Origin of the sequence: Shewanella sairae (assembly GCF_023283535.1) — a bacterium.
Taxonomy (GTDB): Bacteria; Pseudomonadota; Gammaproteobacteria; order Enterobacterales; family Shewanellaceae; genus Shewanella; species Shewanella sairae.
The window spans coordinates 1-15643 of the sequence record NZ_JAKILT010000057.1 but is presented as its reverse complement, the minus strand read 5'-3'; the positions used below and the strand labels follow the sequence as shown (position 1 = coordinate 15643).

Below are 15643 nucleotides of genomic sequence, written 5' to 3'. Positions count from 1 at the left end.
CTCCTCTTGGCGACTAAAGATTATAATAATGCTGACTACGAGTTAGCCCTAATTGAATTTAACCGATTAGCTGCGTTAGGTAATCGCGATGCCATTTTTAATATTGGCGTGATGTACCTTCATGGTCAGGGAGTTGAAAAAGATCTAACTCGTGCTTATGCCTGGTTCCGCATTGCTGCTGACTTTGGCATTGACGAAGCCCGCTCTGCAGCGCAGCTTATTGCACAAGATCTTAAAGATGAAGCGCAGCTGAAGCCCGCCTACCAAGCGTTAAATACTGATTATGGTTATTCCCAGTTCACTCAAAAGTTACAACCAATTTTTAGTGAGCATCGCTACGATCCTAAACAGAGTGCGCCACCACTTAGACAACATTACGTTGATGCTAAATACCCAGAAGACGCCTATCACCAAGGGCAGGAGGGCTGGGTTTGGTTAGAGTTTGATATTGATGAAAGTGGCGCGGTACGTGATGTTAGCATTATCGATGCTTACCCAAATAACACCTTTAATCGGGCAATTTATAATGCGGTACGCCGTTGGCGGTATGCTCCCTTGATTGTTAATGGCAGCGCTTCTAAAGATCGACATCGTTCCTTGATTTATCATTTCACGACATTTAAAGGAAAGCGCTACCAGCAGAGTTTTGCCAAACAGCAGCGTGAATACCAAGGTAAGATAAATCGGCTTATTGAGTCGGCAGAGCAAGGTAATGCCATCGTGCAGTATTATGTTGCCAATTGGCTGCAAGCCGATGACCATAATGCGACTCGCTTACTCAAATATCACTGGCCGCAAGTTCATGCCGCATCCGATTTATTATTGGCATCGGCAACAAATGGTTATCCAGAGTCACAGTATCGTCTTGGTGCCAGCTTATTGCGAGGCGAATACACCCAAACGAATCGTGAAAAAGGCTTAAATTGGATCTTATATGCCGCGCAAGCGGGTTTTGCAGAGGCTCAGTACCGTTTAGCAAGAGAGTTGTTTGACCCACGTTTTGGTGAGTTTGATAACGCAAAAGCAGAGCGCTGGTTACAAGCTGCAGCAGAGCAAAGCGATCCGCGAGCAATGCGTGATTATGCGTTATTACTGGTGGCAGATACGCAGTTGTCACTTGCTGAAGAGTATATAAACCGCGCGGCTAAATTTGATGATACTCACCCGGATCTACTGCTAGCTCGCGCCCAGCTAGCAAGCGCTGAAGCTAAGCCATCTCAAGCTTATCAATTTGCCTCACAAGCATTAGAGCAAGCCACTAGCCGTCAATGGCACGAAGCTAGCTATCTAGCTTATCTAAATAGCTTGCAGCAATAACTTTACTCATAATAAACGCGTCGCTAGAGGATTTTTGGGGGGCTTTCAGTTCGCACTGATTGGTATTAGTCGCTGGCAGGCAGCTTTCGTTGCAGCAAAATATCAGTTTCTACCGGCTCAACTTTGGCAAATACAATGTAACTTCCGTCCATAGAGGCAGAAAGGGTTAGCTTTAAATGGACTTCTTGTTCGTAATGACCAATTAATGTGACCAACCGATTTTGCTTGTTAGCAAACTCGAAGTAGTAGAGCTTTAGTTTGTGCCCTTGACGAAGAACATAATAGATCCCGTCATGTGTAATCGCGGGCTGATACAGTGCCATGGAGGGTTGTAAATCGTAATAAGCTAGCTCGTCGGTTAAGTTATTACTCAGATAATTAGCCACTTGGCTTGTGTAGTTAAGGTATGCAGGAGTGAGCGATTGCAGCTTCGCCAGTTCTGTTTTATTCGCTTTTAACGGCGTGAGACTGGTTACGCTAGCCAGTTGCAAGTCATATTGCCATTGTTGCCAACCTTGCTCTGTATCTGCACTAAAAAGGATTTGTTTACCGTCAGTAGACCAACGAATTTTATCTAATTGTCGATAGCCAGATACGATCGGCACCATATGGCGGCTATAGGTATTGATTAGGTAAAGTTGTTGCCTGTCTCCCACCAAGATATTTTCACCGTTTGGCGACCATAAAAGGTAATCAGGGTTAAGGGATTCCGGCAAATTAACCAGCAAACTTGCCGCTTTTTTATGACGATGTTTAAGCCAAACTTCCGCGTGACGTAAGCCATCCATTGAACGGCGCTGATAGGAGATAAAGGCAGTTTGATCGCCATTGGCTGACACACTAGGTAAAATATCTGTGCGGGCAGAAGAAGATAACCGCCGACTTAGTTGTCCTCCATTATTAACATGCGGCTCCCGAGTTAACGCATAGAGGTTAACGTTGACTAAGCCCTCAGCATGAGCGAGCTGCTGTGTTTTAGGGTTAATATCAATATCGGGAATAAAGCCTATAGGTAAGTGTACGACTTGCTCATGTCCTCTTAATGATACGAGGCGTAACTCATTATTGCCTATCCAATAACTGTCGTTGTCGTGCCAGGTTACTCCCCAAAATGCTTGCAGGCTCTTTTGCAGTATTTGACTGCTCATGTCAGTAAGATCTATCCGCTTTAAAACAAAACTACCAGCAAGTTGTTCTGTTAGTAGCATTTGTTCCTCGTTGGGCGCAATCGCTATAGTAAGCGGAGAAAAGTCTGCAATCGTTTGCTGGCTAACCAATTTGGGCTCTGGTGTTATCGCCAATACGGAGCGTACTAATGTCGGGCGGTTATCTTGCCAAACTTGGTGATACAGCACATTGCTACTAAGCCAGTGCAGCTTAGCTCTGCTGTATCCGGGGGCGCATTGACTAATATGCATGTCGGGGCTTAGTCGCCAAGTTTCAACAGGTTGCGAAACCGACATAATCCGAATATCGCAACTTAATGGGTCATGACGATAATAGAGTAGCCACTTACCATCTGGTGACCACTCAGGGGCTTCTTCGCTATAACCAGTGTTTTTAATGGTATGCACGCCTTGGGTTTGAGCATCGTAAACCACGATATCCATTTGGCTGCGGTCATCTGAGATTTGAGTAAAAGCCAAATAGCGACCATTTGGCGAGTAACGCAAAAAGCTCTCAGGCCCAGGAACCGATGTAAGGCGAGATTCGTATTGATACCCAGCGTCTGGTATCGATGGTAATGACCACTGCTGCAGTGCAAATAAGCTTAGGGCACCTAAGGCAATAGCAATGCCATATCGCCACCAAGTAATGTGTGCTGGCTTAGTGTTGTCGCTGGGTGAGTTTTTGATGATTGGCGTCGGAGTGGCAATTAATTGGTAGCCAACGCGAGGAACGGTGCGAATAAACCTAGGCGTCTCCTGATCATCGCCTAATGCTTTACGTAATTGGGTGATAGCCTGTGAAATGGAGTTGTCACTCACAACCGTATCTTGCCATAACTCATTCATGATCATTTGCCGAGAGACAGCGTTACCATGATTATCGACAAGTAACTTAAGTAATGCCATTTGACGTGCTTCAACTGCACGCCATTGCCCCGCTAACCGTAACCTCAATGAGACAAAATCGACTTCAATGTCATTGATTTTTATTTGAGCATCTACTGTTGACATTAAATTAACAATTTCGTTCTTTAATTATTGGTTTATTAGGATAACACGGAGTAAGATGGATCCCTGCGCGCACTTGGTTAGATAACGCACTATATCAACTGAATCGCATATAGTAAAACGACTAAGTGCAATAAATACTTGCGCTAAGCAATCAATTTAGAATAAAAAAATAATTATATTTATCAAATGGGTTATGCCTTGGGTAACTTGCATCACCTAGTCTCAGTACGCAATTCTAATTGGTAATTTTGAGGTGCAGGGATGAAGCAATTAAATCAGATTCTCATTATGGCTGGCGTACTGCTTGGTTTGCCAACAGCCATTTCTGCTACGGAAAATAAGCACTCATCAAAGCCCAAAATATCTGGTTCTACTGACGGTGTTGACAACAAGCCTGTAACATCGCTCGAGCATATTCAAATTCGTGGCATTCGTGGCAGCTTAGTTAAATCAATTGATGAAAAGCGTCTACAAGACACCCTAGTCGATGCTATTACAGCTGAAGATATTGGTAAGTTTCCTGATAAAAATGTCGCTGAAGCTTTGCAAAGAGTGACGGGTGTTTCGTTAACCCGAGTGCAGGGCGAGGGAGAGCGCATTGGGGTCAGAGGAACGGCTCCGAGCCAAAATCGGACTTATATCAATGGCCAAAGTATAGCGTCTGCTGATTGGTGGATCTCATCTCAGCCGAACCGCGGCTTTAATTACACTATGTTGCCATCAGAATTGGTGTCGTCGCTGGTGGTCAGTAAAGCGCCGGAAGCGGATCATGATGAAGGTTCACTTGGTGGCTCAGTGGATATTCAAACTCGACAACCTCTAGATACAGAAGATGACCTTTTTGTCGCCACAGTCCAAGCACAATATAGTGATCTTTCAGAACACGTCGATCCGCAATTGTCATTGCTCTATAACACTTTAAGTGAGGATAAACGCTTTGGTGCGCTTATCTCTTTGGTACGCAATGAGCGTAGTTTACGTCGTGATGGTCTTGAATCTTGGGGCTGGAGTGAACGTAACTACAATCAAGATAACCAAGGGAACTTGCATTTAACCAAAGCCGAAGCCGCAGACTATACCGATATTTGGAGTCCTGGTGGCGGTGGCAGTGCGGTATTTCAGCAGCAACGAGTATTAAGCAGTGCGATGCTGACGTTACAATATCAGCCAAGCGACAATTGGCAGTTGAGTTTAAACAGCCTTTATTCGCAACTCGATGCTGATAATTCAAATCAAAACTTTTTATGGCAACCTAGCACAGTATATGAACGTGGCGGGCATATAACGGATTACCGTATTGAGCAGCAAACGCTGGTGGCGGCAAACTATAGTCAAGTCCCTTTAGATTCGCTCAAAAATGACAGCGCTGTCTCAAGTGCGGCAGGTAGTACCGCTATGGAGTCTATTTGGCGAAAATCGAGTATTAATACTTCGTTAGTGCAGCTTATGGTTGAGCATGATATTGATTATTGGCACAACAGCTATCAGCTAGGTTATACCCGAGCAAGTGGCGGTACCGATAGTGACTTTACTGCTCAGTGGTCTGCTAATACTCGTTATGGCGTTAATACACGAGCCGCTGAAGACATTCAAACTCAATATCAAGTATCGCCCACAGATGCCAAACTTTGGGGAATATCAGAAGTGAGAAAGGATGGTCATAAATCAGTAGATGATGAACTGTTTGTGCAAGCTGATTTTAGTTTGAGCCTTGACTCTCCTTGGTTACAAGCCCTGCAGTTTGGCGCCAAATATAAGCGCCATACACGCGACTACCGCCGCTATCGTTCACGCAATGGCGGATTAGACGGTCTAGCAGGGCAGTTAGATTGGACCTTAGCAGATTTTAGTGCACCATTTCCTGATGATTATTTAGCGGGGATTGGTTCGAAAAACACCTTAAAGAACTATGCCTTTGCAGATATAAATGGATTAAATCGTGCCTTTACCTCGCTGGACTTTGTTCAAACAGAAGAGAAGCCCAGTAGCTTTGATATCGCTGAAAATAGCTATGCGGCCTATGGCAAGCTGGTTTTCTCGGGTGATTTTTATCGGGGTAATTTAGGCATTAGACTTGTGCATACCGATCAACAAGCAGGGGCTTACCAGCAATTAAACTCCGATACCGACCCTTTTAATTATCAGTGGTCAACTAGCCATAAGCGTTACACTGATATTTTACCCAGTATCAATATTGCCACGGATTTGAGCGATAGCTTAGTCCTGCGTGCAGCAGCATCAAAAGTGATGTCTCGTCCTGAATACCACCACCTTATGCCATCGACTAACTACAATGTCACTCAAGCACAGGGCAGTGGCGGTAATCCAGATCTTGACCCGTTTCGCGCCGGCAAATTTGATCTCAGCTTAGAATGGTATTTTGATGAAGGCGCCTTGCTATCGCTAGCAACATTTCATCAAAACGTAGAGTCATTTATCGATATTAAGCGCAGCAATGAGCGTTATGAGTCGATTGATATGGTGATAAACCGCCCTGTAAATGGCGCTGGTGGCACAATTAAGGGCACAGAGCTTAGCTGGCAACAAGAGCTAGTTTATGGTTCAGGTGTGATTGCTAATTACACCTATATTGATGGTGAACGTAAAGATATTGAAACCGGTGAAGACATTAATATACCAGGGCACAGTGAGCACACCGTGAACTTTACCGCTTACTTTGAAAATGACTGGTTATCTAGCCGAGTGGCTTATAATTTCCGTACTGATTACGCCACAGGCGTAGGAGAGGAGATCAGTGATGATATCGGACAGTGGGACGCCAATTTGTCATTCACGGTCACGCCTTATTTATCTTTGGTATTTGAGGGCATTAACCTCACCAATGAAACCCATTACACCTATGAGCGTAATGAGTTTGCACCGGTTGCGATTTATAGTAACGGTCGTCGTTTTTATGCAGGCGTAAGATTATCCCTATAAGGGATGACGGCTTTGTATGATAAGAGTGTGATAATGGTCGCCAAGTTTTCATATTCGATTGCTGTAGCCTGCTGCGCTTGAAGTATCGTAGAACACCGTTCAGGCGCACGATTCTAACTCAAGTCCAATTTTTGCAGTTTGATAAACTCCACTCTCAACAATGACTACTCAAGAGTGACACCAGCGCCAGAAAAAGGTATTTTTACGGCCCTGTACGCGGTTTAGTATCAATGCTGGCATCATAGAGTGGCTAGTCTAAGATCATAGAAGCAGCGCTGGTTTATCTTTAAATTTTTTCGAAGCTTGTATGCTTCGCTTGGAAAACAACACATGAGTAGTACATCAACGCATAAACCTCGGCCTATGGTTGACCTGTTAGTGAGTGTCTTTATCCCCGCTTTTATTTTAATGAAGTTAAGTGGTGATGATCAGCTAGGTGCGAGTGGCGGTTTAATGTTGGCGTTAAGCTTTCCATTAGGCTGGGGCATATTTGAGTTAATAAAGTATAAAAAGTTTAATTTTATCGCCTTGCTGGGTTTAGCCAATGTGCTGTTAACCGGCGGTATTGGTTTACTGGAACTTGATCTTAAGTGGTTAGCAATTAAAGAGGCAGCGATTCCAGCGGTTATTGGTATTGCAGTGCTTATTTCGACCTTTACGTCTAAGCCATTAATCAAAGCTATGGTCTTTAATCCTGCGGTGATGGACGTAGATAAGATCATGCAGCGTTTACAACAGAACAATTGTATGGCGGCATTTGAGAAGCGACTTATGACTGCTACCTATATGGTTGCAGGCTCGTTTGCGTTCTCGGCTACGATGAATTACATATTGGCCAAATGGATTGTGACTAGCCCAACCGGCACCCCTGAGTTTAATGAGCAATTAGGCGAGTTGAGTTTATACAGTTACCCAATGATTGCAGTGCCATCGATGTTGATGATGATGGGCACTTTTTATTATTTATGGCGCACGATTCGAGATTTGACAGGGCTTAAGCTGGAAGAGGTTTTGGCAAACCAATAATGGTTGTGTCAGGTTGCGTCTGACGGTTCGCTTTGTAGCAATCAAGCTGCGCTTGACCTTGCGTCTAACAACTAACGTCGTGACCTTGTCACTTATCAGGCTGCGCCGAACTTAAGCAATCAAGCTCCGCTTGATAAAGGTCGTGAGCTTCCAGCTCACACTCGGGCAAAAGGGGGACAACAGCTTCCCCCTCTTGCATCACCCCAGCCGCCCCTACGAAGTTGTTGCTCCTCATGCTCCAATAAAAATTGCCTAACGGCTCAGATGGGACATCCATGTCCCGCCGAGCCTGAACCATCATCCATGATGGTTCTACGGCATTTTCATCTCCGCATTTCGGCAACTCCGATGGGGGAACAGGCGTTTTCTGTAAGCCTTGTGGAAAGCTTACTCTGCCTCCATTATTTGACCTGGTTAATTTACTTATTAGCTGGTTGTTTATTCCAAGAACATTTGTTCGTCGTCGATAGAGCAAGCTTCTACAGGTGTAGGACGGTTACTCCTATCAATTACCCAGCACTCTTCGTAAATAGAGCAATAACAAAGTTCTATACTTATTGAATCATCTGCTCTTACAAGCGCTTTTGCATTATCTCCTTTGTATAAAAGTGGAGTAATACTGTTTTGAGGTGATAACGTGCGATTACTAATATGTGATTGAGTAATAGCATGGAATGGTTTTATGTCCTTCCATGTTTTTATATATTTAGGCCAATCTTTAACTTTTGCATATTTTATCAAAGCTGGGCCAGTACCATTATTATTTACACCGTAACTAAATGAATCGCTGTTAAAGCTTCTAAATATTTCTAGTCTTGGCCAAACAGATGCTTAGGAATATTCTCGATCAATATATGCTGAATAAATTGAAGTAAAAGCGGTGACTAGCCCTAGAAGAAGAGCTGATAGAGCAACAATCATCTCTGGGTTTTTAAACCACTTAATACTATTCATATTTTATTCTTCCTTAATTAAAACTAAATGTTTGGCAAACGTGAAGGGAGTTAACGTCCATTAAGTGGCTTTTATTTATAGGCTAAAATTTTTGGACAGAGTGAAAACAGCCAACTGTTAAAAGTCCGTTTTAATGGCTTGTTAGTAGTACTATGCGTCGCAAGTTACTGTTTTATTGTTTTCTATTTTATTGCCAGCGCTATCCACTTCTTCTACTTTAATGGTGTAATTTGTGACTTTAATTTCCTTACCCATTTTATTCACTCCATTAAATTTTGAACAAAAGTCCGATGTCCCTTTTTCTACTTCAGCAAACTTTGAGGTTGATGTTGCAGTGCATCCAGTTAGAGTCACGGCTGCAAAAAAAGCTATATTGGTGATGAGGCCATATTTCATTACATATCCTTGTAGTGCTAACTATTTTATAGTGCACATGCGTGTATATTTGGCAAAGTGAGCATGCACATTTAAAAAGCCTATTATTTAAGCTCGCTTAAAGTAAAGTTATTGATTAATAAGTACTCTACCAGAGTCGTACACGATAAACGAGCAAAAGACCGAAAAGTGAGCATAGCTATTGATGTTGGCTCGAAGTAATACCAATAAAGCAAAAAGTGAGTAACGAAACTTACAGAAAATACCTATTCCCCATCGGAGTTGCCGAAGTACGTTGAAGAAATAACCGTGATGCCCACACGGATGTGGGCATAGCTTTCGCGGGACAGGATGTCCCATCGGAAGCGTTAGGTTATTTCGAATAAGTATGAGGCCGTATCTAATGCATGTAACTTCGTAGGGGCGGCTGGGACTCTTTATGAATGAATTAGCCAAGAGGAGGGAGCTGTTTATTTTTGTTTCTCTCTTGCCCGAGTGTGAGCTGGAAGCTCACGACCTTTATCAAGCGGAGCTTGATTGGGCTAGTTGTTAGACGCAGTCTAACTAAAAAGGATTTATGGGGTTAATCCCATTAACACCAACCTTTCACTATCACTCTGATACTTGAGAAACAACTGCTGAATATCATTCGGCGCTGATGCCACAGCGCAAAATCCATGTTTCGCATAAAACCTTTCCAAATGCGCTAAAGCAAAAATATAAGTTTTGCCATCACAAATAACGGATGCCAGTTCATCCATCAATTGATGACCCACACCTTGGCCACGAAAATCTGGATGCACCAGCATGCCAGTTAAAATGGCTAACTGTCCAATAGGCCGAATACGTGCACTAGCGACTATTTTTGATGACGCTATGTCGGTGCAGTTAGCGAAAGTACTGTCTTCTTGCGTTAACACACAGACAGACTCTTTCTGCAACAAGCGTGCATAAGGCATATGCTGGCGGTAGAACTTCTTCACCTCGATACGCTCGTCAGGCGCTAACCAAGTTAATTGCAGCTTTGTATTTATTGCAGTTGTCATAAACAAAATGGTTTTGGTTTAGTCTTCAAAGCAAAATTGTCGCACCAAAGTGGAGTTACAGCTAGTTGTAGATGACTGGAATAATCGAATTATTCTTAATCAGTACTAAGGAGCGAAATGGTTGCGTCTGAAACCTAGTGTAGATGCGGATTAGGCCATCGAAAACAGGGATGTTTTCGTTGAGCTCACAGGGACGTGCTTGTAGCGAGCCTAAGCAGTATCTGCACATACGCTTGCCGCAGGCAATTGGAACCACAATAGATAAAGTTACTTACTTGGTTCCATATATCTAACCAAGCTAGGAGCATCCATGGTAAATCGTCATAAATGTTCCAGACATAAAAAAACCGCCTGTTGGCGGTTTTTATGGGCGTTGAACCAGCAACGCCGAATTAATCGATAACGATTATAGACCTGCGTCAGCGCGTAGTGCGTCAACTTTGTCTGTTGCTTCCCAAGGGAACTCGTTACGACCAAAGTGACCGTATGCTGCAGTCGCTTGGTAGATTGGACGAGCTAGGTTCAACATTTCTGTTAGACCGTATGGGCGTAGGTCGAAGTGACGACGTACTAGATCGATTAGTAGCTCTTCAGCAACTTTAGCAGTACCGAACGTTTCGATGCTGATTGATGTTGGCTCTGCAACACCAATTGCGTAAGACACTTGGATCTCACAACGGTCAGCTAGGCCAGCTGCAACGATGTTTTTAGCAACGTAACGTGCTGCGTATGCTGCACTACGGTCAACTTTTGATGGATCTTTACCAGAGAAAGCACCACCACCGTGACGAGCCATACCACCGTATGTATCAACGATGATCTTACGACCTGTTAGACCACAGTCACCTACTGGACCACCGATAACAAAACGGCCAGTTGGGTTGATGAAGTATTTAGTGTCTTTAGATAACCACTTAGCCGGTAATACTGGCTTGATGATGGTTTCCATTACACCTTCAATTAGGTCTGCTTGTGTTACGTCTTCGCTATGTTGCGTAGATAGAACAACTGCATCGATACCAGCAACGCTACCGTCACTGTTATAAGCAAAAGTCACCTGACTTTTCGCATCTGGACGTAACCAAGGCAAAGTTTTGTCTTTACGTACTTCAGACTGACGCTTTACTAGCATGTGCGAGTAAGTGATAGGGGCAGGCATGAACACGTCGGTTTCGTTGTTGGCATAACCAAACATTAGACCTTGGTCACCAGCGCCTTGCTCTTTAGGGTCAGCACGGTCAACACCTTGGTTGATGTCTGGAGACTGCTTACCAATCACGTTTAGGATGGCGCAAGAATCAGCGTCAAAACCCATATCTGAGTGAGTGTAGCCGATGTCACGTACAGTCTTACGGGTGATCTCTTCGATATCAACCCAAGCAGAAGTAGTAACTTCGCCGCCAACCATAACCATGCCAGTTTTGACATAAGTTTCGCATGCTACACGAGCTTTTGGATCTTGCTCCAAAATTGCGTCTAGTACCGCATCAGAAATCTGATCGGCGATTTTATCTGGATGACCTTCTGAGACCGACTCAGAGGTGAACAAGTGCTTTGCCATGATGGAAAATCTCGTCTTTAAACAATTCGAATGTGTAGAAGTATCTACATCTAGACGGCTATTCTAGTGTAAAACGGCGTTGATAACACCCCCTTCGCTAAATTTTGTGCGGTCTCTCGCGCTATTTATTTTATAGGTGCTTCATGAATAGTATTTATGATTCTATTTATCACTCTGTAACTTAACAGGATTTTTAGGCTTTAATTGCCAGTGTTCTGATTAAAAAAAGATAAAAATTTACCTTTGGGGCTAAACTTGCCGACTCTGATGCGGCTTAATTGATGTTTTAGCTCGATTATTTGCTGAGCTAATTTTGTATCTAATGGTTGTAAGTGCCAATTTTTCTCATTCTAGGCGAATTAAATTTGCGTCCTACTGGCTAGTAGGCGAAAATATGGCTCCCTAATTTGTGTGTGAACGGAAGAGTAACTATAAAGTTACGGCCTTTCACTCAATCTAAGCCTCAAAACCTCAAAACCAAGCAGGAGAGAGCATGTCATCTCGTAAAGAACTCGCAAACGCAATCCGCGCATTGACCATGGATGCTGTTCAAAAAGCCAATTCAGGTCACCCAGGTGCACCAATGGGGATGGCTGATATTGCTGAAGTGCTATGGAACGATTTCCTAAAGCACAACCCAAACAACCCTGAGTGGGTTGATCGTGACCGCTTTATACTTTCTAACGGTCATGGCTCTATGCTTATTTACTCTTTGCTACACCTTACTGGTTACGCACTGCCTATCGAAGAATTGAAAAACTTCCGTCAGCTTCACTCTAAAACACCAGGTCACCCAGAATACGGTTACACACCAGGTGTTGAAACGACCACAGGCCCACTAGGCGCTGGTATCAGTAACGCTGTGGGTATGGCGATTGCTGAAAAGACATTGGCTGCACAGTTTAACCAGCCAGGTCATGACATTGTTGATCACTTCACATACTGCTTCCTAGGCGATGGCTGTCTAATGGAAGGTATCTCTCATGAAGCATGTTCATTAGCGGGCACGTTAGGTTTAGGCAAGCTAATCGCATTCTGGGATGACAACGGTATCTCTATCGACGGTCACGTAGAAGGTTGGTTCACTGACGATACGCCTAAGCGTTTCGAGTCATACGGCTGGCATGTAATTGCTAACGTAGACGGCCACGACAGCGACGCGATCCGCGCGGCTATCGAAGAAGCTAAGTCAGTCACTAACAAACCAACAATGATTTGCTGCAAAACCACGATTGGTTTTGGTTCACCAAACAAGTCTGGCAGCCACGATTGTCACGGCGCACCACTAGGTGATGCTGAAATCGCTGCGGCACGTGAATTCCTTGGTTGGAACCACGGCGCATTCGAAATCCCAGAAAACGTATACGCGGGTTGGGATGCTAAAGAGTCTGGCGCTGCTAACGAAGCAAGCTGGAACGACAAGTTCGCTGCTTATGAAGCTGCATTCCCAGAACTAGCTGCTGAATACAAGCGCCGTGTTATTACGGGTGACTTACCAGCAGATTTCGAAGAAAAAGCCCAAGCTTTCGTACAAGAGTGCCAAGATAAAGCAGAAGGTATTGCGAGCCGTAAGGCTTCACAAAATGCGATTGGTGCATTTGGTGCAATCTTACCTGAAATGCTAGGTGGATCTGCAGATCTAGCCGGTTCTAACCTAACGCTTTGGTCTGGCTCTAAAGGTATTCAAGACGATCCAGCTGGTAACTACATCTATTACGGTGTACGTGAATTCGGTATGAGCGGTATCATGAACGGTGCTTCTCTACACGGTGGTTTCATCAACTACGGCGCAACTTTCATGATGTTCATGGAATACGCACGTAACGCAGTACGTATGTCTGCATTGATGGGCATCCAGAACATCTTCGTTTACACCCATGACTCTATTGGTCAAGGTGAAGATGGTCCAACTCACCAGCCTGTTGAGCAACTTGCTAACCTACGTATGACACCAAACATGAACGTATGGCGTCCATGTGATGCGGCTGAAACAGCTGTATCTTGGAAGAATGCTATTGAGCGCCGTACAGCGCCAACATCGCTAATCTTCAGCCGTCAAAACCTACCTGCACAAGCACGTACTGCTGAGCAGTTAGCTAACGTTGCTAAAGGTGGTTATGTACTAAGTGATTGCGCTGGCACGCCAGAGCTAATCCTTATTGCTACTGGTTCTGAAGTACAACTAGCACTTGATTCTGCTGCTGCACTGACTGAGCAAGGCCAACAGGTTCGCGTAGTATCTATGCCGTCAACTAACGAGTTTGACAAGCAAGATGCGGCTTATAAAGAGTCGGTATTACCAAGCAGCGTGACTAAGCGTGTGGCAATTGAAGCTGCTCACGTCGACTTCTGGCACAAGTATGTTGGTTTTGGTGGCGCTGTTGTGGGTATGTCTACCTTCGGCGAATCAGCTCCAGGCGGCGACTTGATGAAGCACTTTGGCTTTACTGTTGAAAACGTAGTTGCAACCGTTAACGGTCTATAAGCAACTCACGTGTTAGGGCAAACGGTGCAATGGCTGACAAATCAAAGGGCAAACCTGAAGATTAATCGGTGCATTGCATTAGCTTATTGCTCTATGATGCAGAATATTGCTTTACGTGTTTTGCATGTTAAGCAATTATGATACAACGGCTTACCTATTGAGGTAGGCCGTTGTTGTATCAATAGCTAGGCAGTTAAAGGAATGAAAAAGCTTACATGATCAGAGTCGCTATTAATGGCTACGGCCGCATTGGTCGGTCAATTCTTCGTGCAGTCTATGAGTCTGCCAAACGCGATCGCATTCAGATTGTGGCAATAAATGAGCTGGCTAAACCGGAAGCCATGCTACATTTAACTCAATACGACACTACCCATGGGCGTTTTCACACCCAAGTTAAGCTTGATAATCAACATATGATTATTGGCGATGACGCGATTAAACTCCTGCACGAACCCAATCCTGAAAACCTGCCTTGGAAAGAGCTCGATATTGATATTGTCTACGAGGCAACTGGGGTTATAAACGATAGGGTTGATTGTGAAGCGCACTTAACAGCCGGCGCCAAGCAAGTTCTCATTAGCCATCCATCATCAAGTGATGTCGATGCCACCATTGTTTATGGTGTTAACCAAGATTTACTTAAAGCCGAACATACCATAGTGTCGAATGCCTCTTGCACCACTAACTGTATCGTGCCGGTCATCGATGTGCTCGATAAGCACTTCGAAGTTAAAAGTGGTGCCATCACCACCATTCATTCAGCGATGAATGACCAGCAAGTTATCGATGCCTATCACGATGACTTACGCCGTACTCGCGCAGCTGGACAATCCATTATTCCAGTAGACACTAAACTTGCCCGCGGTATTGAGCGCATTTTGCCGCATATGAAAGACAAGTTTGAAGCAATCTCAGTACGGGTGCCTACCATTAACGTGACTGCAATCGATCTTTCCGTGACGCTAAATAAGCGCGTCGATATCGACACCGTTAACCGAGTACTTAAGCAAGCCACAGAAGGCTCGTTCTCAGGGGTGGTCGGCTTTACCAATGAGCCATTAGTGTCGTGTGATTTTAACCACGACCCACGTTCAAGCATTGTTGATGGCACACAGACCCGAGTTAGCGATGGTCACTTAGTGAAGCTATTGCTGTGGTGCGATAACGAGTGGGGCTTTGCTAACCGTATGCTAGACACCAGTTTAGAGATGATAAAGGCGAAAAGAAGTTCCTAGTTTTTTGTAGGTCGGCATTTATGCCGTCGTTGATTGCGTTATTGATATTTAAGCTGATGATGGGCTAAAGCCCAACCTACTTAATGTATAGCCGGGTGAGGCTGTGTAGGTCGGCATTTATGCCGACGTTGTTATTGTTAGTGATGTCGTTATTGATAGCGTTATTAATATTGCAGTTAATGATGGGCTAAAGCCCAACCTACATAATGTATAGGCGGGTGAGGCTGTGTAGGTCGGCATTTATGCCGTCGTTGATGCCAATGTTGATAGCGTTAGTGATGCCGTCGTTGATAGCGTTGCTGTCGTTATTAATAGCGCAGCTGATGATGGGTTAAAGCCCAACCTACGTAATGAATAGCCGGGTGAGCCTGAAGATAGAATGTGTAGGTCGGCATTTATGCCGTCGTTGAAATCGTCATTGATATTGTTAGTGATGCCGTCGTTGATAGCGTTGCTGTCGTTATTAATAGCGCAGTTGATGATGGGCTAAAGCCCAACCTACGTAATGTATAGCCGGGTGAGGC

Annotated in this window: 10 protein-coding genes; 5 read left to right on the top strand and 5 right to left on the bottom strand. The window is 44.3% G+C overall.

Annotated features, from left to right (window positions below; all coding sequences use genetic code 11):
* The first annotated feature begins 6 nt into the window (after window positions 1–6).
* The gene (locus tag L2748_RS19120; RefSeq protein WP_246616063.1) at window positions 7–1317 is read left to right on the top strand and encodes a TonB family protein; all 1311 of its coding nucleotides are present in this window, start codon (window positions 7–9) and stop codon (window positions 1315–1317) included.
* Between the two features lie 65 nt (window positions 1318–1382).
* Here L2748_RS19120 and L2748_RS19115 read toward each other — a convergent pair whose 3' ends face one another.
* Window positions 1383–3497, bottom strand: a complete 2115-nt coding sequence (locus L2748_RS19115; protein WP_220778664.1) for a winged helix-turn-helix domain-containing protein — start codon at window positions 3495–3497, stop codon at window positions 1383–1385.
* Between the two features lie 261 nt (window positions 3498–3758).
* Between L2748_RS19115 and L2748_RS19110 the strand changes: the two genes are divergently transcribed.
* Window positions 3759–6437: a TonB-dependent receptor gene (locus L2748_RS19110; protein ID WP_246616062.1), complete on the top strand. Its 2679-nt coding sequence runs from the start codon at window positions 3759–3761 to the stop codon at window positions 6435–6437.
* Window positions 6438–6767: 330 nt separating this feature from the next.
* Window positions 6768–7463 (top strand): VC0807 family protein, encoded by a 696-nt coding sequence (locus L2748_RS19105; RefSeq protein ID WP_220778663.1) that lies wholly within the window; start codon window positions 6768–6770, stop codon window positions 7461–7463.
* An 88-nt stretch (window positions 7464–7551) separates the two neighbouring features.
* On the opposite strand, the gene L2748_RS19100 is transcribed toward L2748_RS19105, so the two are convergent.
* From L2748_RS19100 to metK, 4 genes are all read right to left on the bottom strand, one after another.
* Window positions 7552–7740, bottom strand: a complete 189-nt coding sequence (locus L2748_RS19100; protein WP_248957727.1) for a hypothetical protein — start codon at window positions 7738–7740, stop codon at window positions 7552–7554.
* A gap of 827 nt (window positions 7741–8567) precedes the next feature.
* Window positions 8568–8813 (bottom strand): hypothetical protein, encoded by a 246-nt coding sequence (locus L2748_RS19095; RefSeq protein WP_220778660.1) that lies wholly within the window; start codon window positions 8811–8813, stop codon window positions 8568–8570.
* A 554-nt stretch (window positions 8814–9367) separates the two neighbouring features.
* Complete coding sequence (locus tag L2748_RS19090; protein ID WP_246616061.1) at window positions 9368–9838, bottom strand: GNAT family N-acetyltransferase; 471 nt, start codon at window positions 9836–9838, stop codon at window positions 9368–9370.
* A gap of 406 nt (window positions 9839–10244) precedes the next feature.
* Complete coding sequence (metK, locus tag L2748_RS19085) at window positions 10245–11399, bottom strand: methionine adenosyltransferase (RefSeq protein ID WP_220778658.1); 1155 nt, start codon at window positions 11397–11399, stop codon at window positions 10245–10247.
* A 493-nt stretch (window positions 11400–11892) separates the two neighbouring features.
* Here metK and tkt point away from each other — a divergent pair, with 493 nt between their 5' ends.
* Both tkt and epd read left to right on the top strand, forming a co-directional pair.
* A complete protein-coding gene (gene tkt / locus L2748_RS19080) occupies window positions 11893–13884 on the top strand; it encodes a transketolase (RefSeq protein ID WP_220778656.1) in 1992 nt (663 codons plus the stop codon).
* Window positions 13885–14099: 215 nt separating this feature from the next.
* Window positions 14100–15119 (top strand): erythrose-4-phosphate dehydrogenase, encoded by a 1020-nt coding sequence (gene epd / locus L2748_RS19075; RefSeq protein WP_220778655.1) that lies wholly within the window; start codon window positions 14100–14102, stop codon window positions 15117–15119.
* Window positions 15120–15643: the final 524 nt, after the last annotated feature.